Consider the following 22,806-nt stretch of genomic DNA (forward strand, 5'->3'; position numbering starts at 1 on the left):
GTCATGATGGCCAATGCTGTTAAGCTTAGCAAACGGAAATCAGAGAAAACACCCCTACTTCAGGCTGCATAAACTTAAGTCGGAAAATGTCATGGGATCAGTGTGTCCATACTATTCAAAATAGGAATTTCTTCAGATTTGCAAATAGGAACATCTATACTTTTGTACTTTTCCAAGAAGTTAAACACCTAAACATCGAGGATCAAAATAAAAAAAGCTGAACTTCATCAGTCCAGCTCTTATATTTTCCTTTGGCTATAGTAATTATCAAGGATGCCCTAATTAGCTTATTTCTGTTCCCTTCCGTTTTTAGTCTACCTCGCCACCAAACCTTCCTGATGCTCATGAAATTTCTTTAAAACATATCTTATTGATCTGTATGTATTAATGAGAACAGTTCTCATTTCTTTTTTATTTACCCAAATAACTTTCTCTATTCCTTCCTCTTTTTGTGGAGCCATTTTCTTATCATTTAATGCTTCCATATGATACCAGGAAGTCTTTTTTAAATGATTTTTACCGTTGCGTGTATATGTGTGCCAGGTTTTACAAACACGTTCGCCTAACCTCACCTGTATATTACATTCTTCTTCAACTTCACGAACGGCTGCCACTTCCACTTTTTCTTTCTTTTCCAACTTCCCTTTGGGCAAATCCCACTTTTTTAACCGATAAATGAAAAGAACCTTTTCAGATTTAGTTACGATGCCACCTGCGGCCTTAACTATTTTGAATTTCTTCTTAAATTCACTTACTACTGTTTCATAATCGTAGACCTTGCAGGTTAAGGAGTCTAATTTCTTATTTTTGTCATTTCTAAGAAACTTGTAAAAACTATAGATGAATTCAGAAGATGCTTTCCTTATTAAGACATCATCAATTAAATCATCAAATTCAATATCCTCTTTAGTAGCATCTACTATTAAATCATAATGTTCCCTATCCAATTCTTTTTCCATTGGAACTATGTAAAGGGGCACATCATTAATAAATATTTTCATAAATATTTTTTCAAACTCAATGCAATTAAAAGAAATAATAACATTCATCAAATTACCTAACTAAAATAACTTGTTTTTTAATAAGTAAGTTGAGTAATATAATGAATTAGATTCTTTTTTCAGGTCGCTTTAATACAGTCATTTTATTAATTTGAATAAGTCGGATTGCTCAATAAGTAGGATATTTGGCTTTGCCGCACTGCGCAAATAAAGAATCTCTTTTTAAATTAATTTGATAAGATGAATCAAATTTAAATAAAAGATTAGCGAACTCAACTTGCTTATCTTCAGTGATACCAGCGTTAAATATTCGAAAGAAATGATATTTAATTTCACCATCTTTTTGAAAGTAGATTTTATGCAAAATGGATATTATAGAATCACTGGTGTTCCAATTAAAATGATGAGCCTTAAGAAATCCACTTAAGTCATTATGTAATGTAATCCAGGAATCTCTTACATCTTTAAAGGTTTTAGGTGTCGTTTGCTGTGTAAAGAGATTGGGATAAACGCTATCTAGTTCCAGGCTGATATATTTGTTCAGTGAGCTCTTATCACTATAGTTAAATATTTCAGGACCGGACTGGGTTTCTGTGGTTTCACTATTTTTAACTGTGCTCTGTTCGCACCCAAAGGAATTGAAAAAGAGAATTATAATGAAAGTAATTTTAGAAAATTGAATCATATCTTTTATTAGTTTTAACTAAATATTTAGTTAAAACTAATAAAATAGTTGAAATTATCCTAAAGCTACATCTAACACCATCATAAGTGCAAATCCCAGCATAGCGCCTATAGTAGAGGAATCTGTTTTATTGTTTCTCTGAGATACGGGAATCAGTTCTTCAACTACTACAAAAATCATGGCTCCGGCAGCAAACGATAGGGCATAGGGTAAAATAGGCTTCATACTTGCCACTAAGTAGGCTCCGATTACACCGGCAATAGGTTCTACTATGCCTGATAGTTGCCCATAATTAAAAGCTTTCAATCGGGATAAACCTCCTTGTCTTAATGGTATAGAAATAGCTGCTCCTTCAGGTAGATTTTGCAACCCTATTCCTACAGCCAAAGCAATAGCACCTGTAAGGTTAGCCATTTCAGGATGATTGGCCAACGCCCCAAATGCAACACCTACTGCTAAACCTTCAGGGATATTATGGAGGGTTACTGAAAGCACTAATAGAATATTTCTATGCCATTCAGTTTTAATGCCTTCTGATTTGTTATCTGGTAGCCCCAGGTGTAAGTGAGGCAAAATTTTGTCTATAGAATATAAAAAAACACCTCCAAGTAGGAAACCTGTTACAGCAGGAACCCATGGTGTTGTTCCATTGGCTTCTGCTATTTCTATAGCTGGCTTTAATAAAGACCAAAAGCTAGCTGCAATCATAACGCCTGCGGCAAAACCTAACATGGGGTTAAGTATACCATTACTTATCTTTTTAAAGGAGAAGACAGAAGCAGCACCTAGTGCAGTTAATCCGTAAGTGAAAAGAGTAGCTAGTAAAGCGAGTACTACCGGGTTATATTGTAGAAAATGTTCCATGAACTAAAAAGTAAGAATACTTAAATAGAGCCCCTTAGGTAATTACACGAGAGTCAGTGATATGTATTTGAAAGTCGGTAACAAATGATTACCCATTGTGTAATCTAATTTTAAGATTTCTATATAATGACTTTAAACTTTAATTAGCAACGTTCTTTAACAGATTACGATGCTTTTAAATAGTTAAATTCCCTAGAAGACGGAATAAAACTTTTTATGCCTCAGTCAATTAGCTTTTGCACAGAAGAAAGAAATTCTTCTTTATTATCGATATGAAAAGCAATCCTGTTGTACTTTTTTCTGATACCGTACAAGCCTTTCATATTTCCTTCGGATTTGAGGGAGATTAAAATATTATAAGCTTCTAATTCACCTAAAGGTGACAGAGTAACGATTTGATCTTCTTCATTTATTGATTTATTAAAAGACTCAATTCGATCAATATTTTCAAATGGAATAAAAGTTTCATTTATTATTCCATAACGTAATGTGAGCCCGTTGCCATGAATTATAATCGGACGCTGGGGAATAGATTTAATAATTCCCCATACCTGAAGAGCAGTATATATACTTAAGCCGGTTATAATCCATGCTACAATGGTATTCCATCTTATTAGTAATAGATGAATCACAAAAGTTTCCACAAGAATGATGAGTAAAAATACTGAAAGCACAGCTGTAGCACCACTAAATTTATGATGAGTAAATTCATCTTTTGTTAATTTTCTCTTTCCCCAAACCATAAATCCGTAATAAAATACGGAGACCTCAGTGGCAAAGGGCATAACAAGTGCATTAGGGAGTATTTCGGAGCAGATTTTTATAAGTACATTGAAAAAATCCTTACTTCTCTCTTTTGTGCGATTGAATAATACTACTGCTTTTCTGACCTTGTAAATTATAAATGAAAGAATCACGACCTCGATAGCCGGAAGTGCAAAAGATTTAAATTGAGATAAAAAGTATTGATTTTCTGAAGGTATAATGTAAAAACCCAGTATCATTCCCACTACCATAATGGGAATTACAGTGGTTTTAGGAATTGAGGTTTTTCTGATAAGTAAGTAATAGAATAGAGGAATTACAATCAGTAGATCAGCAGTTATGCCTACTGACAAATTAGCAGCATGTATATTAAATGCATCCGATTGAGAAAGAATAGTTAGTGCAGCAAAGAGAAATATTGTAACAAGAAAAGCGAGATAGGGTCTATTTATTGACAAAATTTTATTCATTGTTTTTAATTTAAATATTTGTGATTTTAAACCTTATCTAATTAGACGATTTTAAAATGTTTTCGGGGAAAGTTATTTTATGAATATAAGTAATTATTCTTTTTTAATTAATGTATAACGCTACATGTATAAATGATATTAGCGTGCCGGACATTCTCCTTAACTCAATAAAAGTATTATTTTTGCGTTAACTTTTAAGGATTAATAAACTCATATGATTAAAATAGCAAGAGCTGAAATTGCAGCATCAGTAGCTTCTGAACTTCTTAGGATTGGAGCCATTAAAATACAACCCACCAAACCTTTTACATGGGCTTCAGGCTGGAAGTCTCCGATTTACTGCGACAACAGGCTGTCACTATCTTTCCCGAAAGTAAGGTCTGCTATCAAACATCATTTGAGAGAAGTTATCTCCGTAGATTTTCCAGATGTTGAAGCTATTGCAGGTGTAGCAACAGCCGGAATCCCACAAGGCGCACTTTTGGCTGATTTACTCGATATACCATTTTTATATGTTCGATCAAAACCTAAGGGGCATGGAATGGAAAATATGATTGAAGGAAAGCTTGAAAAGGGGCAAAAAGTTGTACTTGTAGAAGATTTAGTTTCTACAGGTGGAAGCTCAATTAAGGCAGCACAAGATATTCAGGCAGCAGGTGGTGAAGTAGTCGGTATGTTGGCTATTTTTACTTATGGTTTTGATGTGGCAGTGCAAAACTTTGAGAAAGCTAATATTTCATTAACATGCTTAAGTAATTACAATTACTTACTTGAAGAAGCACTTAGAGAAGAGTATATAAAAGAAAAGGAGCAGGCTACGTTGAAAGATTGGAGGGACAATCCTGCAGCATGGGGAAAGTAATTTTATAATAAGGGGAAAAGGTTAAAATTGTTTAATGATTGATAATTGTAAGTTGATAATGTTGTCATTATTATCCGGATTCCCAAATGAGGATATATTGTCCAGATAATCTGTTTGAGTGTTCCAGATACTTACTCTTCCATGAATCCCGAATTTATTGGGGAGAAAGTAATATCCTCCTAAGCTGCTTGGTAAGATTACAGTAAAGTTTGAAACAGTTTCTCCCGGAGCTCTGGAATTTAATTGATCAGCCAACTTTTGATTATTCTCATCATATGTTTCATAACGGAAGAAACCGAAGCCCTGAGCTATATAGAGTCCCCATTTTTCTTTTTTAAAGATGTGTAAAGTAGGCTCGGCATGTAAACTCTGGTAAGAGGTAGATGCGTAATCATTTATTTGAAATTCACTTTGATCAAGGAATATTACTTCTCTATTTTCCGATACTACTTCACCTACATTAAGCCAAAGTGATATGTTGAGCCTTTTATTTTTGTTAAAGTGAAAAGAAGCTGCGGTATTAAAACTGGGTTTCTGATAGCTTGGGGCAAGGTCCGTTTTAGGAAATGCCATGCCTATGCCCAATCCAATGAATTTATTTTTGGAAGAAGATTTTTCTTCCGATACTACCTGTGCAAGAGTAGATTGGCAAAGGAACACAAATAGATATAATATAGCTATTCTAAATAGACTCATCGAGTGGCAATATAGTAAATCAGAAGAAGATTACTGCTATGAAGGCTTTATGAGTCTATTAACATACATGATTTAAATAAAAAAACACTACCTGACTTAGGAGTATTCCTTCTCAGATAGTGTTAATTATTTAAGCTTAAATGAAGCCTATTAGGTAATTACACGAGAATCAATTATATGTATCTGAAGGTCAGTAACAAATAATTACCCATTGTGTAATCTAATTTTAGATTCTATATAAATCTTAATTAAATTTCAGAAAAATCGAAATCTTCTAAGAATTTAGTAGTGAATTTGCCGGATTTGAATTTTTTATCCTCCATTAATTTAATGTGGAAAGGAATAGTAGTTTTTATTCCTTCAATTACAAATTCTTCAAGTGCCCTCTTCATTCTTACTAAAACCTCTTCTCTAGATTGACCTGAAACGATCAGTTTAGCGATCATAGAATCATAGAAAGGAGGGATGGTATATCCTGCATACACATGGCTATCTACACGCACTCCATGGCCACCAGGTAAATTCAGGTTGGTTATTTTACCAGGGCTTGGTCTGAAACCGTTTCTTGGATCTTCTGCATTAATTCTGCACTCCATGGAATACAGTTGAGGAAAGTAGTTTTTCCCTGAAATGGTTTCCCCGGCGGCTACTTTAATTTGCTCTTTAATTAAGTCAAAATTTGTAACTTCTTCAGTAATAGGGTGTTCTACCTGAATTCTGGTGTTCATCTCCATAAAGTAGAAGTTCTTATGCTTATCAACGAGGAATTCAATAGTTCCTGCACCTTCATACCCGATTGCTTCAGCACCCGCAATAGCAGCTTTACCCATTGCATCTCTCAACTCATCCGTAATTGCGGGAGAAGGGGTCTCTTCTACTAGCTTTTGGTGTCTTCTCTGAATAGAACAGTCTCTTTCCGATAAGTGACAAGCTTTTCCTGTTTTATCTCCGATTACCTGTATTTCAATGTGGCGGGGCTCTTCAATGAATTTTTCAAGGTATAGCCCATCATTTCCAAAAGATGCCGCTGCTTCCTGTTTAGCATCATCCCATGCCTTTTTAAAGCCGGCATCATCTTTTACAATACGCATACCTTTACCACCACCACCTGCAGTTGCCTTTAGAATGACAGGATAGCCCATTTCTTTGGCAATTTTCAGGCCTTGTTCTATTGAATCAAGTAGCCCTTCAGATCCCGGAATAGTAGGAACGCCAGCTTCTTTCATAGTGGCCTTTGCAGTGGCTTTATCACCCATTTTGTTGATCATCTCAGCACTGGCTCCTATGAACTTTATGCCATATTCAGCACAAATTTTAGAAAATTCAGCATTTTCAGAAAGAAATCCATAGCCTGGATGTATAGCATCTGCATTAGTTATTTCAGCTGCAGAAATGATATTAGGAATGCTTAGGTAAGATAATTTGCTTTGCGGAGGGCCGATACAAACCGCTTCATCTGCAAACCTTACATGTAAACTGTCTTTATCCGCAGTGGAATAAACCGCTACAGTTTTAATGCCCATTTCTTTGCAGGTTCTGATTACCCTTAAAGCAATCTCACCTCTGTTAGCAATTAATATTTTCTTGAACACGATAAATTACTTTTAAATGAAAATCTTATTTTAATTAGAATTGAACTTCACAGAATTATGAAGGGTCTACTAAAAATAAGGCCTGATCGTATTCTACCGGTGTGGCATTATCTACTAATATTTTAACAATTTTACCTGAAATATCTGATTCTATTTCGTTAAAAAGTTTCATTGCTTCTACAATACAAACTGTGTCTCCTTCTTTCACACTGTCACCAACGTTTACAAAAGCCGGAGAATCAGGGTTTGGCGTACGGTAGAAAGTACCGATCATTGGAGATTTTATAGTTACGTATTTAGACTCATCTCCACCGCTTGTTGCTTCAGGCGCTTTTGCCGACTCAGTTGAAGGAGCCTGGCTAGGAGCAGTTGTTGGCTGCTGCGTTGCTGCTTGTTGTGGTTGAGGTGCTGCTGCCTGAATAAGCTGCGTTTTTACTTCAGAATTTTTCTTTACTTTTATCTTAAATTCTTCAGTCTCTATATTTACTTCATCCAATCCGGATTTTGAAATGAAATCGATTAAATCTTGAATTTCTTTTGCTTTCATTGCCATAGGTTTAGTTAAAAGTCGGTTATATTATTTTCAAAATTGAATTCACTTTATTTTTTAACACGTTCAGCATAAGAACGTGTTCTTGTATCTACTTTAATCCACTCATCCTGCTCAATAAAAAGAGGAACTTTAATTTCTGCTCCTGTTTCTACTGTGGCAGGTTTTGTAGCATTGGTAGCTGTGTCACCTTTAATACCTGGTTCCGTGTAAGTAACCTGCATTTCTACAAAAGGAGGGAGTTCACAACTTAAAGCTTTCTCGGTTTCTGCATGAAAAAGTATTTCTACTTCCTGACCTTCTTTAAATAAATCAACATTATCGATCATTTCTTCAGGAATAGAAATTTGTTCAAAAGTATTACTATCCATAAAATGCAGCCCTAAATCATCTTTGTAAAGAAATTGTTGTGGTCTTCTCTCAATTCTTGCTGTGGTAACTTTATGCCCGGCAGTAAAAGTGTTGTCCAGAACTTTACCTGTGGATAAGCTTTTTAGTTTTGTTCTTACAAAAGCAGGACCTTTACCGGGTTTCACATGTTGAAACTCAGTTATTACAAACAAATCGTTATTGTATTCAATACAAAGTCCGTTTCTGAAATCAGCGGTTGTTGCCATTATTGTTCTGAAATTAATTTAATTATTTTGAATCGTAAGCCCATTTTATATATACGGAACCCCAGGTAAATCCTCCACCAAAAGCAGCAAGTATTAAGTTGTCACCTTTCTTTAATTGGCTTTCATACTCCCATAGGCATAAAGGAATTGTACCACTAGTGGTATTTCCGTACTTATGGATATTGAGCATTACTTTATCAGCACTTACACCCATTCTGTTAGCTGTTGCATCTATAATTCTTTTATTAGCCTGATGCGGAACCAACCATGCTACATCTTCGCTTTGCAGGTTATTTCTTTCCATTATTTGAGCAGCCACTTCAGCCATATTAGTAACAGCAAATTTAAATACCTGGCTGCCTTCCTGGAACACGTAATGCTCTCTTGCCAACAAAGTTTCAGTAGATGCTGGTTTTCGGCTTCCACCTGCTTTCATGTGAAGAAACTGCTCACCGGATCCGTCCGTATGTAATTTGGAATCTATTATTCCAAAACCCTCTGTATTAGGCTCCATTAAAACAGCACCTCCTCCGTCTCCAAAAATAATGCAGGTTTGCCTGTCAGTATAATCAATAATAGAAGACATTTTATCAGCTCCTACTACTATTACTTTTTTGTATTTTCCTGTTTCAATAAACTGAGATGCAGTACTTATTGCAAAAAGAAAACCTGAACAAGCAGCTTGCAGGTCGTAACTAAATGCATTAATGGCACCCACATTGTTAGAGATTACATTGGCGGTGGCGGGGAATAGCATATCCGGGGTGGTGGTAGCACAGATTATCAAATCGATATCTTTTGCATCAGTGCCCGTTTTCTCCAGCAGTCCTTTAACTGCTCCGGTTCCTATTACTGATGTTCCCTGGTTTTCACCTTTAAGAATTCTTCTTTCTTTAATTCCTGTTCTTGAAGTTATCCACTCATCGTTGGTTTCAACCATGGTTTCTAATTCCTTGTTAGTAAGTACATAGTCAGGAACCCAACCCTGTACGCCTGTGATAGCAGCTGTTATTTTATTCATATTATTTGTTTGCTCATCTTTTGCTTATCAAATGCTAATATATGTATTATTGATGTGAAGCCCGACAAAAAGCTAAGAAATGCATGTTTTTGAGAACAGATGTTCTCTCTTTTGAATGATAAAGTTAAAAAATGACTTAAAAGAGTGCTAAAATGTGTTAATTATTTTTAGTCAGCCTCTAATAAAAAAAGCTTTGCTGATGAGCAAAGCTTTGTAAATCTTCTGGTTAAAGTTTTATACTAAAACTTCTTTTTCCATTACAACATTTCCTTTATAATATAATTTACCTTCATGCCAGTGCGCTCTGTGAGGCAAATGAGCTTCTCCGGTAGTAGGGCAAATTGCTAATAATTTTGCCGTTCCTTTTTTGTGTGTTCTTCTTTTATCTCTTCTACTTTTTGAGATTTTTCTTTTAGGATGCGCCATTTTATTGTTATTTAATAATTCTTAATTCTTGTTTTTTAAATTCTTTAATGCTTCCCATCTAGGGTCAACCTCCTCATTTTCTTCTTCTTCAGAATCCAGGGAGTCATCTATATAAATATACTCGTTACTTTCTTCGTCTTCCAGTTCTTCATCCGGATGAATTTTCTTCAAAGGAACTTCCAAAGCTATGGTTTCATAAATGAAATGAGCAGGATTGATGGATTGTGTAGTTTTAGTAATTACAAAAACATCATCTTCTAACTCAGCTTCTTCTTCCCCATATTTGTAGAGTAACTTTTTTCTTAAACTTATAGGCTTTTCAAAATCCTTTAAACTTCTATCGCAAACAAGGTTAAGGTAGCCTTCAAAATTAATATTGAGCTCAATGAGATTTTCCCTTTTATCAAGCTCTATTTTAATTGAGAACCGTCCACTCTCTACGATTTCTCCTTCAAAAAGGCTGAAAAAATCATTATCAACAAAGAATTCATACTCATGAAGCTTATTGCTGAGCTTGTATATTTGAATATCAAATTCCTTCAACTTTTCCATCCCATCTGAATTAAGAGCGCAAAGATAAATAATTTATTTTATTATGCTAAATCCCTTTAAGAATATTCTTTTCTGTTTTTTAAGATTTCTAGTGCAAGAAACAACGCCTGCCTCATAGAAGTTTCATCGGCCAGGTTTTTTCCGGTAATATCATAGGCTGTGCCATGGTCAGGAGAGGTGCGTACAAAGGGTAAACCGGCAGTAAAATTAACACCATTAGCAAAGGCAAGTGTTTTAAACGGTACTAAACCCTGATCGTGATACATTGCCAGCACAGCATCAAAATTTTTATATTGCCCATTGCCAAAGAAACCATCCGCAGGAAAAGGACCAAAAACCAGCTTTCCTTTTTCTTTCCATTCATTAATTAAAGGCTTAATCATTTCTTCTTCCTCTGAGCCAATCACTCCATTATCTCCTGCATGAGGATTCAGACCAAGCACGGCAATTTTTGGTTTTGCAATCCCAAAATCCATTTTTAAAGATTTTTCTAAAACGGTCAGCTTTTTATGGATTTTATCTTTAGTTACTTTCTGCGCAACTTCAGTAATAGGGATATGGCCCGTTACTACGCCCACTCTTAAAGTACCATCCACCAAAAGCATTAAGCTTTCCTGTACGCCAGCAGTTTCAGCAAGGTATTCAGTATGGCCTGCAAATTTAAAGTCGTCAGATTGAATGTTATGTTTGTTAATGGGTGCCGTAACAACAGCATCCACTGTTCCATCCATGGCATCCTGAACGGCATGTTTTATACTTGTGAAAGCATATTTACCTCCTTCTGCCGTAGATTCTCCCATTGTTATATTAATGGTCTCTTCCCACAAGTTGAGCACATTAAGCTTTTTATGGCTTAATTCATCAAGTTTTTTTAATTGAAAGTAGTTAAAATCCTTTATGTTAAGGGCCTTTCTGTAATAGGATAGAATTTTACCTGAACCGTAAACTACAGGTGTCATCATTTTGAGTATCCGGTTATCTTCTAAAGCTTTTATGATAACCTCAGGAGCAATGCTGTTTACATCGCCAATAGTAATTGCTATAATTGGTTTATCAGTTTCTTCCATATTGGGTAATATCTATTTTTTTTCAGTGTTTGCTGAAAATATTCTGCTTAAATTCTGTGCAATTTAGTTTTTTTTTATCTGCTTTGAAAAATGAAGCAAGTACGCGCTAAAAAACACCTGGGACAACATTTTCTTAAAGATAAAAATACTGCTGAGAAAATAGTCGAAAGTTTAACGGGACATAACAATTATACCGATATAGTAGAAATTGGTCCGGGAACAGGTGTTTTAACTGACTTTATTATTGAACAACAGCGGTTTAATGCTGTTTTTATGGATGTAGATTCAGAATCCATTGAGTTTTTGAAGGAAAAGCATCCTAAGGAGGAAAGTAAAATAGTGTTGGCAGATTTTCTGCATCAGGATTTGAAAAGCTACTTTTCGGGCTCTTTTGGAGTAATAGGAAACTTTCCTTATAATATCTCCAGCCAGATATTTTTCAAGGTGCTTGATTACCGTCAGCTCATTCCTGAAGTAGTAGGTATGCTGCAAAAGGAAGTTGCTCAAAGAATTGCAGCCGGGCCAGGGAATAAAACGTATGGAATACTAAGTGTTCTGCTTCAGGCATACTACGAGGTGGAGTATTTATTTGAAGTTCCTCCTCATGTTTTTAATCCTCCTCCCAAGGTAACTTCAGCGGTTTTACGCCTTAAAAGGAATGACACTATAGAGTTAGCTTGTGATGAGAAATTATTTTTCAGGGTTGTGAAACAAGGATTTAATAATAGAAGGAAGACCTTAAGGAATGCACTGAAATCCTTTGAGATGCCTGAAGAAGTGAAAGCTTTAAGCGTAATGGATAAACGTGCAGAGCAACTGAGTGTATCAGATTTTGTAGAATTAACAAATAGTATAGCAGGTGGAGAACGTAGAGCAATTTGAACTATCGAAAGAATATCTTGAAAAACTTCAGCAGGCAATAAAAGAACTGGATGATGTATTTATTAAAAATACATTGGAAGGAATTAACCCTGCCGATATTTCAACCATATTACTTGAGTTCAGTACGGATGAGTCTAAATATGTTTTAGATGTACTGGAAAATGAAGTAAGTGCTGAGGTAATCAATGACCTTGATGAGGACATCCGAAGTAAATTCTTAAAAACTTTTGATAACAGGCAGATCTCTGTCATGCTTAATGAGCTTGATTCGGATGATGCCGTGGATATTATTAATGAGTTGCCTTTAAAGGATAGGGAAGAGGTAATTGCTTTACTGGAAAATAAAGAGAAAGCTAAAAATATACTCGACCTCCTTCGGTATGAGGAAGATGTTGCAGGGGGGCTAATGGCGAAAGAGCTCATTAAAGCCAATGTAAATTGGTCAGTAAAACAGTGTATAGAGGAAATCAGGAGGCAAGCGGAAAATGTGGAGAAAATATATTCTGTGTATGTGGTGGATGATCAGAACATTTTGCTGGGTAGAGCTTCCCTGAAAAGGATCATTTTAGCTGACGACCATGTGCAGATTAAGGATTTGTATGATGATGAAGTGATTTCTGTAGAAACTTACATGGATGAGGTAGATGTGGCAGAAATCATGAGGAAATACGATTTGGATGCCGTGCCAGTGGTAAATGTACAAGGGAAACTCATGGGGAGAATTACCATAGATGACATTGTGGACGTGATCACAGAGCTAGCTGAAGAAGAGCGACAAATGATGGCAGGTATTTCGGAAGATGTGGAAGAGGCAGATAGTGTATGGATGCTCACCCGTGCAAGACTTCCCTGGCTGATTATTGGTATGTTCGGAGGATTACTGGGGGCTCAGTTTATAGGGGTTTTTGAAGAAGATATTTTGCTTGTTCCTGCAATGGCCTTTTTTATTCCTTTAATTACTGCTACAGGAGGAAATGTAGGAATTCAGTCTTCTTCCATTGTGCTGCAAAGTATTGCCAATAAGTCCGTTTTTGATGATTCCTTTCTTAAAAGAATTACAAAAGTTTTGTTAGTGGCCATTTTAAATGGAATTGTCATTGCAGGAATAGTCATGGGGCTTAACTTAATACTGGGGCAGGAGGTAAGGTTGTCTATTGTTGTTTCAGTTGCCTTATTTACAGTGGTTTTACTTGCATCCTTTATGGGTACTGTAACTCCCCTTGTGCTGGACAGGCTGGGAATAAATCCCGCACTGGCAGCAGGCCCGTTTATTACCACAGCCAACGATTTGTTAGGGCTTTTGATCTATTTCTCTGTTGCACATTTACTTTATTACAGTTGAAACCCGGAGAAGAGTTTGTTTTTTTCATTACTAACGAATGAATGGAATATAATCTAATTGCATGATGTTTTAAATTTGTAATAAGCTTATTCTTGCTCACTAATCGTCATAATTAATTGATAAGATACACATGAAAGTACTGATTATAGATAAAATGCATGAAAGCATTCAACCTCTTCTCTCTGCTATTGGCGTTCAGGTAGATTACCAACCTGAAATTGACAGAAACAAAATTATTGAAACCATCTCTGCTTACAATGGTATAATTGTTAGAAGTAAAACCAATATTGATGCTGAAATACTTCAACATGCAGATAAACTTCAGTTTGTGGCCAGGGCAGGAGCGGGAGTTGATAATGTAGATCTGGAAGTTTTAAATAAAAGAAACATTATATTACTTAATGCACCTGAGGGCAATAGAGATGCCTTAGCAGAACATTGTATAGGAATTCTTTTGACTCTTCTAAATAGGATACATCTTTCAGATCAGGAAGTTAGGGCCGGAAAGTGGGACAGGGAAGGCAATAGAGGTGTAGAGTTAATGGGGAAAACAGTTGGCCTTCTAGGGTATGGTTATATGGGGGAAGCCTTTGCTAAGCGTCTGCAGGCTTTCGGGTGTAAAATAATAGCTTTCGATCAGGAAAAGAAGGGATTTGGTAATGAATATGTTAAAGAAGTTTCATTTGAAGATATTCAGAAAGAGACACAGGTATTAAGCCTTCATATACCTTTGAATAAAGAAAACAGAGCTTTGGCTAATAAAAAATGGTTGTCTGATTTTAAACAGTTGGAGTATATTGTAAATACCTCAAGAGGGGAAGTACTTGTTCTGGAGGATTTAGTGGAGATGCTAAAAAGCGGAGTTATTAAGGGAGCAGCACTTGATGTTTTGGAAAATGAAAAGATCAATAAATTACATGGACTTCAACAACAGGTTTTTGAAGAATTGATTAAATTACCTCAAGTGGTATTGACTCCACATGTTGCAGGCTGGACTCATGAATCCTATAAGAAGATTAATGAAATTCTGGCCGAGAAAATTCAGAATTTGTATTTTAAAAAATAATAATTATTAGTGAATAAATTACACGTATAGTAAATTACAACTAACTTAGTATTAGTATTGTAATTCCATTCAGGGACAGTTGAAATGTGTATATGAAAATTGTTTTTTCAAAATTTGAGGAGAAATTTAAGGAGATACTTGAGAAGCCAATTCTCACTTCTTTTATCGTATTAATAATACTCTCAATTATAGTCTTGGGATTAAGTGCCCCGTATTACCTCAACGATTTTGAAAATTTTTTTAAAGAAGTGCTGGCAGAGGCACATGGGATGATTTTCGATATTGCCATTATTGGTATACTGATCTTTTGGATGAATGCCACCGGTGAGAAGCAATTACGGGTAAGGATGTATAAAGATGAAATTGACGATTTTCGTCAGTGGGAATCTGAAGAAGCCGCTTTTAGAACTGTAGGTAACATTAAAAGGCTGAACAGGCATAATATTAGTACAATTAACCTGGTGAATTGCTATTTAACAAAAACTAATATGAACCATTTGAATTTGAAAGGTTCTAATGTTAACTCAGCAAATTTTAGCCATTGCAATGCCATTGATTGCAACTTCAAAGGTACCAGAGCTAACCAGACAAATTTCGAGAATGCCAAAATGAATCAGGCTAATTTTGAGGGGGCATTTGCCAGCGGTGCTAACTTTAAGGATACGTTCCTGATCAAGGCTAATTTCAAAAATGCTTTTCTGATTAAAGCTAATTTCAAAAATGCTTATTTAATGGAAGCAGACCTAAGTAATTGCCATGTAACCGGGGCTATATTTGATGAGGCAAGCTTATATAAAGCTGATTTAAGAGGAGCCGAAGGTCTTACTGCTGAACAGCTTAAAAATGTAAAAACCTTGTATTTGGCTAAACTGGATGACGACATCATTCAGGAAATAAAGGAAAATTACCCCGAGTTAATAGGAAGATAGCGTCCCCGTTTTTTTACTTGCTTTCAAATCTTAATTACTATATATTTGTATAAATAACATTCAAATCGAAACGGCTCATGCACTTGTGCCGTTTTTTATTTGTACAAATTTCAATTTTTTTTAGTGATGAGTAAGGTATCATATTACACAGAAGAAGGTTTGCAAAAAATGAAGGATGAACTTCATGAATTGAAAACTAAGGGTAGATCGCAGGCTTCGGCAGATATTGCAGAGGCGCGTGACAAGGGTGATTTAAGTGAAAACGCAGAGTATGATGCAGCTAAGGATGCACAAGGACTACTCGAAATGAAGATCGCCAAGTTAGAGAATATTTTAGGGAACGCCAGAGTAATAAAAGAATCCGATGTGGATACTTCGAAAGTGGGCTTGCTCACCAGAGTGAAAATCAAGAATAAGAAAAATGGAATGGAAGTTACCTATACCATGGTTTCTGAAGAAGAAGCTAACTTAAAGGAAGGTAGAGTTTCTATTAAATCGCCAATCGGTATGGGATTAATGGGGAAAAAAGTGGGCGAAGTTGCACTTGTTGAAGCACCTGTAGGGAAAATGGAATTTGAAGTTCTGGATATTAGCTTGTAAACTTAAAATTATGCCGAGTATATTCACGAAAATTATCAATAGAGAGGTGTCAGGCCATATTGTTGCTGAAGATGATGATTTTATAGCGTTTTTAGATATACAGCCTCTGGTACATGGCCATGTACTGGTTGTTCCTAAAAAGGAAGTGGACTATATATTCGATCTGGGGGATGAGCTATATACAGGCTTATTTAAGTTTGCCAAGCGTGTGGCAAAAGCAATTGGTGAGAAAATTGAATGCAAGAGGGTAGGAGTTGCAGTAATTGGTTTGGAAGTGCCTCACGTGCACATTCATCTGGTGCCATTAAATACTATGTCTGACATTAATTTTTCTAAGCCTAAACTAGAGCCTTCTCAGGAAGAACTTAAAAAAGTGGCAGACAAAATTAAAGCAGTCTTGTAACACTTAAAGCAAAGAGTAAGAATTGAAAGGAAGCTTAATGGCTTCCTTTTTTATTGAGCTATATTTCCGGATGTTTCTCTTGTATTTCATTTACCTTTTTATCGATTTGAGCATTATAAATTTGATGGTTTTCCCTCGCCTTTGTTAATAATTCAATGGCTTTATTAAGGTTAGCCTCTTTCTTTTGTAATTCTTCCGCAGTAAAATTCTTGGTGTAAGCAGGGTCAGCTAATTTTTCTTTTGCCTGGGCTATTTTCTCTTCCGTTTTCAGCAAAATATTTCTTGCTTGCTCCATGTTTTGATGTGCTTTAAGCAGCTTTTCTTTAGCTTTTTCAGATCGTACTTGTTGAATCCTTTTTTTAAAATCCTCATCAGGTGATTTTTTGTCGTTGACCTTTTTCAAAGCTATTTTATCTTCCTTATGCATTTGTTCATGGTCTGCTTCAAGAAAATCTTCATGTTCCAGCTCCTTTTCAATATCGTTTTTTAACTTTTCGTTATCTCTTACCTCACTAGTAACAAGTTTTTGTTTAGTTTTTTCCTGGGCCTTCAATTGAAAAGAAAAGTAAATGGCTATGCAGAAAAATAGCAGAAGAGCTTTTGAATTATATGTTTTCATGGCTTAATATTTAAATGTCTTCTAAAAGTTTTTCCACATCTTCCTCTGCTGATATAGCTTGCTCCTTTGCTTCTATAGAATTCTTTTCTGCTTCTTCAGCCAAAACTTCTTCCTGAGATGCTATAGAATCCTGTTGTGCCTGATTATTATCATTATTGCCTTTTTCACAACTCAAACAAATAATTAGGCATATGCTCAAAATGATTGTTCCTTTTTTCATGCTACTAAGGTTTTATTAAATACTTATGTAATTTAATAAAATTTCGTGAAAATTGATAGCCTTAAGTAGAATACTTATGAGTTTGCCTATCAAGGGCGGTCAAAACAGAATTATTATTTTAGGCGTTTAACAGGGAGCTCATCCTTACATAAACTCAGAAGGGTTGTTTGTGTTTTTAAATGAACAGGATGAATAAAATCAGGAGCTATTTCTTTAAGGGGGACTAAAGTAAAACGCCTGTCAACTATGCCTGTATGTGGAATTTGCAAATGAGGAGAATTAATTATTAAATCATTATAGTAAAGGATATCCAAATCTATTAAGCGTTCTCCCCATTTTTCTTTTCTCACCCTCCCTAACTTTGCTTCTACACCAAGTAAAGCTTGTAATAGCTGAGAAGGGTTAAATGTTGTACTTACCTCTATTACCTGATTGAGAAATGGCTGCTGATCAGTTTTTCCCCATGCTGCAGTTTCATAAATTGATGAAAGCTTTAGAATTTGGATATTATTTTGAGCTAATAATTGTAAAGCCTGCTGTAAATTTTCTTCCCTTTCCCCCATGTTTGTTCCAAGCAATACATAAATTCCTTCCATACTTTCCTTCCACCTTAAATAGAATTATTCTTTTTTTAATAACTCGATTTTAGCTAATTTGTAAATTGTTACAATATTAAAATTAAATTCGTATCCATACTAAATTAACTCTCAACAGTTTTAAATAATGAAAAGCTTTTTTAAGATATTCTTTGCCTCATTACTGGCATTTATAGTTTTTAACCTGGTACTACTTTTTCTGTTTATAGGAATTGCTTCCTCAGGAGAGGAGACTGTAGTGCCCACCAATGCTTATTTGCAATTAGACTTAAGCAGACCCATTGTTGAAATGACAGCTGACGATCCTTTTGCTGAATTAGGCCAGGCACTTGGAAATGAAGCAGCTCCCTTAGGATTAAAAAGTGTATTAAATACCTTAAAGCATGCAGCTACTGATGATAATATCAAAGGTATATACTTGAACTCCTCCTTTGTAATGGCAGGTTTTGCCCAGCTTGAAGAAATCAGAAATGCACTTATTAAATTTAAAGAGTCGGGGAAGCCTGTAATAGCTTATGCCGAAACATTTTCAGAATCAGGATATTATGTTGCTTCTGTGGCAGATGAAATTATATTGAACCCTGTGGGAATGTTGGAAGTGAACGGATTGACTTCCGAAGTGATGTTCTTCAAAGGTACTTTTGAAAAACTAAATATTGAACCTCAAATTTTTAGGGTAGGTACTTTTAAAAGCGCGGTAGAGCCATTTCTTAGAAAGGATATGAGTGAACCCAGCAAACAACAAGTAGGGGAATTACTTAATTCAGTGTATGATCATTACCTTGCCGAAGTGGCCGAAGCAAGAGGTATATCAGTTGATGAGTTAACCAGAATTTCAGATCAGTTTTTAGTAAGAACCCCACAAGATGCTCTAAAATATGGCCTTGTTACAAGTTTAGGCTACTACGATGAGGTACTTGCTATAATGAGGGAAAATGCAGGATTAGAGGCCGATGCTGATATTCCATCTATTTCAGTTAATAAGTATGAGAAATCATTTGTGGCGGACTCTTACCAGCAAAACAGGATTGCTGTAATCGTTGCTGAGGGTAATATTGTTTCAGGTGAGGGAGATGCACAATCAATTGGTTCAGATAAATTCGCTAAGGAAATCCGTAAAGCACGTTTAGATGATAAAATTAAAGCGATAGTTTTAAGAATTAACAGCCCTGGAGGAAGTGCCTTAGCATCTGATGTAATGTGGAGAGAAGTACAATTAGCAAAGCAGGTAAAGCCTGTAATTGCTTCTATGTCCAGTGTGGCGGCTTCAGGCGGCTATTATATGGCGATGGCTTGCGATACTATTGTGGCACAGCCAAACACTATTACGGGTTCTATCGGGATATTTGCTATAATCCCTGACCTCTCTAATTTCCTTGAATCTAAAATAGGAGTAACTTTTGACAGGGTGAGTACAGGAGAGTATTCAGATTTATATACTGTTACCAGAAGCCTGAATGAAGCTGAAAAGCAAATTATTCAGAATATGGTAGAAAGAGGATATGAAGATTTCACTACCAAAGCTGCGGAAGGAAGAGATATGCCTGTCGAGCAACTATTGGAAGTAGCTTCAGGCAGAGTGTGGTCAGGAGTAGAGGCTAAGGACAGAGGCTTAGTGGATGTGCTTGGGGGATATGACGATGCCGTGAGAATTGCAGCTGAGGCAGCCGGTTTAGAGGAAGGAAAATATATGAAAGTTTATTATCCTGAAATGAAACCATTTTTCCAACAGTTAATGGAGGAATTAGGATCTTCAGCTAGTGTATTATATGATAGAGTAATGTACGGAGAAGCCTCTGCCTATGTGAAGGAATTGAAATATGTAATGGAAAATAAAGGATTACAAACAAGAATGCCATTTGATTTGGAAATCAAATAAATTGCCTGTTTTTTTACATTGTAGAAAAGTTTAAACCACGTTTATGACGGAGATTAGAAATAACTGGACAAAGGAAGAAATAGAAGCAATATATAATCAACCAATATTAGAGTTAATTTATAATGCAGCAACAGTGCACAGGGAATATAATGACCCTCAGGAGGTGCAGGTTTGTACATTGCTTAGTGTAAAAACCGGTGGATGCCCTGAAGATTGTGCTTATTGCCCACAGGCTGCTCGCTATCATACAGATGTAAAAGTACATAAATTGTTGCCTACAGAGCAGGTTCTGGAAAGTGCCAGAACAGCTAAGGAAAACGGTAGTACCCGATTCTGTATGGGGGCTGCCTGGAGAGAGGTTCGTGATAACCGTGACTTTGACCGCGTGCTGGAAATGGTAAAAGGCATCAATGAAATGGATATGGAAGTATGCTGTACTTTAGGTATGCTAACAGAGTCTCAGGCTGAAAAATTAAAAGAAGCAGGTCTTTACGCTTATAACCATAATTTGGATACTTCTGAAGAGCATTATGATGACATCATAAGCACAAGAACTTATGGCGACCGCCTTGATACTATTGGTGCAGTACGAAAAGCGAAAATCTCCGTTTGTTCAGGGGGTATTATTGGATTGGGCGAGCAACATAAAGACAGGGTGGGGATGCTTCATACGCTGGCAACAATGGAAGAACATCCGGAATCAGTTCCAGTAAACGCTTTAGTGCCTGTAGAAGGAACTCCTTTAGAGAAACAACCCAAAGTATCAGTATGGGAAATGATCAGAATGATTGCCACAGCCAGAATAATTATGCCAAAAGCAATGGTACGATTATCAGCTGGCAGGGTGAGAATGAGTCAGGAAGAACAGGCATTATGCTTTATGGCCGGAGCCAACTCTATATTTGCTGGTGATAAATTATTAACTACTCCAAATCCTGAGGTGAATGAAGATGCTGAATTATTTCAGGTATTGAACCTGAAACCGAGAGCTTCTTTTAAAGGAAAAGAGAGAGCTGTGGAATTTCAACAAATTCCTGGCGTTAGTTAATCAAAAAGCCGAAAAATTAAAGAAGGGATAATATCGTACGTAAATGATGTTATCCCTTTTTTATTTAATCGGATTTCAAATTTTTAAAGTATCTTACTGATCGAACTTTATTAATAATTAGCTTCAAAAGCATGAACAAATCTATTTATACAGTCCTCATTATTCTTTTTTTTACAGCTTGTAACTCAATTCCAAATGAAACCTCCAAAGGAGGAAATAAGCCTAAAGCGCCATTCATGTGGGAAAATGCTACCGTTTATTTTTTACTTGCTGACAGGTTTAATAATGGTGATTCTACCAATGATTATAACTTTGGCAGAAAGCAAGATGGTGCTGCATTGAGAAGTTTCATGGGGGGAGATATAAAAGGTATTACTCAAAAGATTAAAGAAGGTTATTTTTCAGATTTAGGAGTAAATGCGATTTGGGTAAACCCTTTAGTGGAGCAAATTCATGGAGCAGTAGATGAAGGAACAGGAAAATCTTATGGTTTTCATGGTTATTGGACTAAAGACTGGACAGCACTGGATCCTAACTTTGGAACCATGGAAGATCTTCAGGAATTGGTAAGAGTAGCCCATGAAAATGGAATTAGAATTCTACTGGATGTGGTGATGAATCACACGGGGCCGGTAACAGAAAAAGATCCTCAATGGCCGGATAAATGGGTGAGGACTGACCCAAACTGTACTTACGAGGACTGGGAAAGTACTGTTAAATGTACTTTAGTGGATAATTTACCAGATATCTTAACCGAAAGTGAGGAAGAAGTTGATTTACCTCAGCACTTACTTGATAAATGGGAAAGAGAAGGTCGTTTAGCCCGGGAATTAATAGAGTTAGATGAATTTTTTGATAGAACAGGCTATCCCAGGGCACCTAAGTATTATATTATAAAATGGCTAATCGATTATGTAAAAGCATTAGGAATTGACGGTTTTAGGGTGGATACAGTTAAGCATACTGAAGCCGGAGTTTGGGGGGAATTGTATGCTGAGGCTTTAAAAGCATTGGAAGATTGGAAAAATGAACACCCGGAAGAGAAGCTTGATGACTTACCTTTCTATATGGTTGGAGAAGTTTATAATTACTCTATTCATAATGGACTAAACTATACTTATGACGGGGATACAGCTATTAATTTCTTTGAGGAGGGCTTTAAGAGTATGATTAACTTTTCTTTAAAATGGGAAGTGGCACAAAAACCATTGGATGAAGTATATTCCAATTATTCAAAAATACTAAATGAGGGAGAGCTTAAGGAAAAGTCGGTATTGAATTATCTTTCCTCCCACGATGATGGCCAGCCTTTTGATGCAAATCGGGACAATGTATTTAATACTGCTAATTATTTGTTGCTTGCTCCCGGAGCGGCTCAAATTTATTATGGTGATGAAACCGCCAGAAAATTAAATGCTCAGGCCAATGGAGATGCCACCTTGCGTTCTTTTATGAACTGGGATGAGCTGGAAAATAATATTGACAGAAAGGATTATCGTATTCAGGAAATTCAGAAGCATTGGCAAAAGTTGGGACAATTCAGGAATAATCACCCGGCTATTGGCGCTGGAGTTCATCAGAAACTTAATGATATGCCATATACTTTTGCAAGAACCTATTCAGATAGCAGTTATACGGACAAAGTAGTTGTAGTTATGGATTCCGGAAGTAACAGCATTGATGTGAAAAATATCTTTTCAGAAGGAGAGGAGATCAGAAATTTCTATACAGGAGAAACTGCTGTTGTGAAACATCAGGCTTTAACTTTTAAGAAGGCAGGGCGGATTATGTTATTAGAGGTTATTCCTTAACTAAAAATGATAAAACCCACCAGGTTTCAAAAAAACTGGTGGGCCTTCGCACTTAAAAAGAGTATGTAAGTAGGGCATCACTTTTAAATAAAACCCACTAAAATAGAGGTAGTTATCTGTATTAATCTATAGAATAAAACCCCGAAATTAGCTAGATAAAGCTTTTTTCGGGGTTTTTGATTTGTTAAATTGTAGTGTCTAATCACAATTAACACTGCAATATATGAGAGATCAAGAGCTTTT

The 22,806-nt window shown here is 36.0% G+C and carries 25 protein-coding genes; 10 read left to right on the forward strand and 15 right to left on the reverse strand.

All coding sequences use genetic code 11. The features are described from left to right. Positions 1-314 precede the first annotated feature (314 nt). From IEV85_RS24275 to IEV85_RS24290, 4 genes are all read right to left on the reverse strand, one after another. Complete coding sequence (locus IEV85_RS24275; protein ID WP_188467871.1) at positions 315-1,001, reverse strand: NUDIX hydrolase; 687 nt, start codon at positions 999-1,001, stop codon at positions 315-317. 169 nt (positions 1,002-1,170) lie between these two features. Beyond that, the gene (locus tag IEV85_RS24280) at positions 1,171-1,686 is read right to left on the reverse strand and encodes a hypothetical protein (RefSeq protein WP_188467872.1); all 516 of its coding nucleotides are present in this window, start codon (positions 1,684-1,686) and stop codon (positions 1,171-1,173) included. Positions 1,687-1,740: 54 nt separating this feature from the next. After that, the gene (locus tag IEV85_RS24285) at positions 1,741-2,550 is read right to left on the reverse strand and encodes a ZIP family metal transporter (protein WP_188467873.1); all 810 of its coding nucleotides are present in this window, start codon (positions 2,548-2,550) and stop codon (positions 1,741-1,743) included. Positions 2,551-2,771: 221 nt separating this feature from the next. After that, positions 2,772-3,785 (reverse strand): hypothetical protein, encoded by a 1,014-nt coding sequence (locus IEV85_RS24290; RefSeq protein WP_188467874.1) that lies wholly within the window; start codon positions 3,783-3,785, stop codon positions 2,772-2,774. 217 nt (positions 3,786-4,002) lie between these two features. Between IEV85_RS24290 and pyrE the strand changes: the two genes are divergently transcribed. Beyond that, positions 4,003-4,647 (forward strand): orotate phosphoribosyltransferase, encoded by a 645-nt coding sequence (pyrE, locus tag IEV85_RS24295; RefSeq protein WP_425562915.1) that lies wholly within the window; start codon positions 4,003-4,005, stop codon positions 4,645-4,647. A 21-nt stretch (positions 4,648-4,668) separates the two neighbouring features. Here pyrE and IEV85_RS24300 read toward each other — a convergent pair whose 3' ends face one another. From IEV85_RS24300 to pdxA, 8 genes are all read right to left on the reverse strand, one after another. Then, a complete protein-coding gene (locus IEV85_RS24300) occupies positions 4,669-5,343 on the reverse strand; it encodes a hypothetical protein (RefSeq protein ID WP_188467875.1) in 675 nt (224 codons plus the stop codon). Positions 5,344-5,591: 248 nt separating this feature from the next. Beyond that, complete coding sequence (gene accC, locus IEV85_RS24305; RefSeq protein ID WP_188467876.1) at positions 5,592-6,935, reverse strand: acetyl-CoA carboxylase biotin carboxylase subunit; 1,344 nt, start codon at positions 6,933-6,935, stop codon at positions 5,592-5,594. Positions 6,936-6,990: 55 nt separating this feature from the next. After that, positions 6,991-7,482, reverse strand: coding sequence for an acetyl-CoA carboxylase biotin carboxyl carrier protein (gene accB, locus IEV85_RS24310; protein WP_188467877.1), 492 nt, complete (start codon positions 7,480-7,482; stop codon positions 6,991-6,993). Between the two features lie 53 nt (positions 7,483-7,535). Then, a complete protein-coding gene (gene efp / locus IEV85_RS24315) occupies positions 7,536-8,102 on the reverse strand; it encodes an elongation factor P (RefSeq protein ID WP_188467878.1) in 567 nt (188 codons plus the stop codon). 22 nt (positions 8,103-8,124) lie between these two features. Beyond that, positions 8,125-9,123, reverse strand: coding sequence for a beta-ketoacyl-ACP synthase III (locus IEV85_RS24320; protein WP_188467879.1), 999 nt, complete (start codon positions 9,121-9,123; stop codon positions 8,125-8,127). 234 nt (positions 9,124-9,357) lie between these two features. After that, a complete protein-coding gene (gene rpmF / locus IEV85_RS24325; protein ID WP_188467880.1) occupies positions 9,358-9,549 on the reverse strand; it encodes a 50S ribosomal protein L32 in 192 nt (63 codons plus the stop codon). Positions 9,550-9,570: 21 nt separating this feature from the next. Continuing rightward, the gene (locus IEV85_RS24330; protein WP_188467881.1) at positions 9,571-10,101 is read right to left on the reverse strand and encodes a YceD family protein; all 531 of its coding nucleotides are present in this window, start codon (positions 10,099-10,101) and stop codon (positions 9,571-9,573) included. Between the two features lie 56 nt (positions 10,102-10,157). Continuing rightward, positions 10,158-11,168 (reverse strand): 4-hydroxythreonine-4-phosphate dehydrogenase PdxA, encoded by a 1,011-nt coding sequence (gene pdxA, locus IEV85_RS24335; RefSeq protein WP_188467882.1) that lies wholly within the window; start codon positions 11,166-11,168, stop codon positions 10,158-10,160. Between the two features lie 90 nt (positions 11,169-11,258). Here pdxA and rsmA point away from each other — a divergent pair, with 90 nt between their 5' ends. The 6 genes from rsmA (at position 11,259) to IEV85_RS24365 (ending at position 16,390) form a co-directional block, all read left to right on the forward strand. Next, a complete protein-coding gene (gene rsmA / locus IEV85_RS24340) occupies positions 11,259-12,050 on the forward strand; it encodes a 16S rRNA (adenine(1518)-N(6)/adenine(1519)-N(6))-dimethyltransferase RsmA (protein WP_188467883.1) in 792 nt (263 codons plus the stop codon). Continuing rightward, complete coding sequence (gene mgtE / locus IEV85_RS24345) at positions 12,028-13,392, forward strand: magnesium transporter (protein WP_188467884.1); 1,365 nt, start codon at positions 12,028-12,030, stop codon at positions 13,390-13,392. Before rsmA ends, mgtE begins: the two co-directional genes overlap by 23 nt. A gap of 130 nt (positions 13,393-13,522) precedes the next feature. Continuing rightward, positions 13,523-14,458, forward strand: coding sequence for an NAD(P)-dependent oxidoreductase (locus IEV85_RS24350; RefSeq protein ID WP_188467885.1), 936 nt, complete (start codon positions 13,523-13,525; stop codon positions 14,456-14,458). Between the two features lie 92 nt (positions 14,459-14,550). Continuing rightward, positions 14,551-15,387, forward strand: a complete 837-nt coding sequence (locus tag IEV85_RS24355; protein WP_188467886.1) for a pentapeptide repeat-containing protein — start codon at positions 14,551-14,553, stop codon at positions 15,385-15,387. Positions 15,388-15,513: 126 nt separating this feature from the next. Next, a complete protein-coding gene (greA, locus tag IEV85_RS24360) occupies positions 15,514-15,987 on the forward strand; it encodes a transcription elongation factor GreA (RefSeq protein ID WP_188467887.1) in 474 nt (157 codons plus the stop codon). 10 nt (positions 15,988-15,997) lie between these two features. Continuing rightward, the gene (locus tag IEV85_RS24365) at positions 15,998-16,390 is read left to right on the forward strand and encodes an HIT family protein (RefSeq protein ID WP_188467888.1); all 393 of its coding nucleotides are present in this window, start codon (positions 15,998-16,000) and stop codon (positions 16,388-16,390) included. Between the two features lie 58 nt (positions 16,391-16,448). Here IEV85_RS24365 and IEV85_RS24370 read toward each other — a convergent pair whose 3' ends face one another. From IEV85_RS24370 to folK, 3 genes are all read right to left on the reverse strand, one after another. Then, positions 16,449-17,009, reverse strand: coding sequence for a hypothetical protein (locus tag IEV85_RS24370; RefSeq protein WP_188467889.1), 561 nt, complete (start codon positions 17,007-17,009; stop codon positions 16,449-16,451). 10 nt (positions 17,010-17,019) lie between these two features. Next, the gene (locus tag IEV85_RS24375) at positions 17,020-17,229 is read right to left on the reverse strand and encodes a hypothetical protein (RefSeq protein ID WP_188467890.1); all 210 of its coding nucleotides are present in this window, start codon (positions 17,227-17,229) and stop codon (positions 17,020-17,022) included. Between the two features lie 113 nt (positions 17,230-17,342). Next, positions 17,343-17,825 carry a 2-amino-4-hydroxy-6-hydroxymethyldihydropteridine diphosphokinase gene (gene folK, locus IEV85_RS24380; protein ID WP_188467891.1) on the reverse strand — a complete coding sequence of 161 codons (483 nt, stop codon included), beginning with the start codon at positions 17,823-17,825 and terminating at the stop codon, positions 17,343-17,345. 127 nt (positions 17,826-17,952) lie between these two features. On the opposite strand from folK, the gene sppA reads away from it, so the two are divergent. From sppA to IEV85_RS24395, 3 genes are all read left to right on the forward strand, one after another. Beyond that, positions 17,953-19,704, forward strand: coding sequence for a signal peptide peptidase SppA (gene sppA / locus IEV85_RS24385; RefSeq protein ID WP_188467892.1), 1,752 nt, complete (start codon positions 17,953-17,955; stop codon positions 19,702-19,704). Between the two features lie 43 nt (positions 19,705-19,747). Continuing rightward, positions 19,748-20,752, forward strand: coding sequence for a biotin synthase BioB (gene bioB / locus IEV85_RS24390; RefSeq protein ID WP_188467893.1), 1,005 nt, complete (start codon positions 19,748-19,750; stop codon positions 20,750-20,752). Positions 20,753-20,883: 131 nt separating this feature from the next. Further along, entirely contained in the window at positions 20,884-22,563 is a 1,680-nt protein-coding gene (locus tag IEV85_RS24395; protein ID WP_188467894.1) for an alpha-amylase family glycosyl hydrolase, read from the forward strand. The last annotated feature ends 243 nt before the right edge of the window (positions 22,564-22,806 follow it).

Origin of the sequence: Marivirga lumbricoides, assembly GCF_014636295.1 — a bacterium.
Lineage (GTDB): Bacteria > Bacteroidota > Bacteroidia > Cytophagales > Cyclobacteriaceae > Marivirga > Marivirga lumbricoides.

Bases quoted from the DNA above. Each gene is read 5' to 3' on its own strand.
- IEV85_RS24375 (WP_188467890.1), bottom strand. From the start codon at position 17,229: ATGAAAAAAGGAACAATCATTTTGAGCATATGCCTAATTATTTGTTTG.
- greA (WP_188467887.1), top strand. From the start codon at position 15,514: ATGAGTAAGGTATCATATTACACAGAAGAAGGTTTGCAAAAAATGAAG.
- IEV85_RS24395 (WP_188467894.1), top strand. From the start codon at position 20,884: ATGAACAAATCTATTTATACAGTCCTCATTATTCTTTTTTTTACAGCT.
- IEV85_RS24285 (WP_188467873.1), bottom strand. From the start codon at position 2,550: ATGGAACATTTTCTACAATATAACCCGGTAGTACTCGCTTTACTAGCT.
- IEV85_RS24370 (WP_188467889.1), bottom strand. From the start codon at position 17,009: ATGAAAACATATAATTCAAAAGCTCTTCTGCTATTTTTCTGCATAGCC.
- sppA (WP_188467892.1), top strand. From the start codon at position 17,953: ATGAAAAGCTTTTTTAAGATATTCTTTGCCTCATTACTGGCATTTATA.
- efp (WP_188467878.1), bottom strand. From the start codon at position 8,102: ATGGCAACAACCGCTGATTTCAGAAACGGACTTTGTATTGAATACAAT.
- IEV85_RS24355 (WP_188467886.1), top strand. From the start codon at position 14,551: ATGAAAATTGTTTTTTCAAAATTTGAGGAGAAATTTAAGGAGATACTT.
- rpmF (WP_188467880.1), bottom strand. From the start codon at position 9,549: ATGGCGCATCCTAAAAGAAAAATCTCAAAAAGTAGAAGAGATAAAAGA.
- IEV85_RS24280 (WP_188467872.1), bottom strand. From the start codon at position 1,686: ATGATTCAATTTTCTAAAATTACTTTCATTATAATTCTCTTTTTCAAT.
- IEV85_RS24350 (WP_188467885.1), top strand. From the start codon at position 13,523: ATGAAAGTACTGATTATAGATAAAATGCATGAAAGCATTCAACCTCTT.
- IEV85_RS24300 (WP_188467875.1), bottom strand. From the start codon at position 5,343: ATGAGTCTATTTAGAATAGCTATATTATATCTATTTGTGTTCCTTTGC.
- folK (WP_188467891.1), bottom strand. From the start codon at position 17,825: ATGGAAGGAATTTATGTATTGCTTGGAACAAACATGGGGGAAAGGGAA.
- IEV85_RS24275 (WP_188467871.1), bottom strand. From the start codon at position 1,001: ATGAAAATATTTATTAATGATGTGCCCCTTTACATAGTTCCAATGGAA.
- accB (WP_188467877.1), bottom strand. From the start codon at position 7,482: ATGAAAGCAAAAGAAATTCAAGATTTAATCGATTTCATTTCAAAATCC.
- IEV85_RS24320 (WP_188467879.1), bottom strand. From the start codon at position 9,123: ATGAATAAAATAACAGCTGCTATCACAGGCGTACAGGGTTGGGTTCCT.
- IEV85_RS24365 (WP_188467888.1), top strand. From the start codon at position 15,998: ATGCCGAGTATATTCACGAAAATTATCAATAGAGAGGTGTCAGGCCAT.
- rsmA (WP_188467883.1), top strand. From the start codon at position 11,259: ATGAAGCAAGTACGCGCTAAAAAACACCTGGGACAACATTTTCTTAAA.
- bioB (WP_188467893.1), top strand. From the start codon at position 19,748: ATGACGGAGATTAGAAATAACTGGACAAAGGAAGAAATAGAAGCAATA.
- pdxA (WP_188467882.1), bottom strand. From the start codon at position 11,168: ATGGAAGAAACTGATAAACCAATTATAGCAATTACTATTGGCGATGTA.
- IEV85_RS24290 (WP_188467874.1), bottom strand. From the start codon at position 3,785: ATGAATAAAATTTTGTCAATAAATAGACCCTATCTCGCTTTTCTTGTT.
- IEV85_RS24330 (WP_188467881.1), bottom strand. From the start codon at position 10,101: ATGGAAAAGTTGAAGGAATTTGATATTCAAATATACAAGCTCAGCAAT.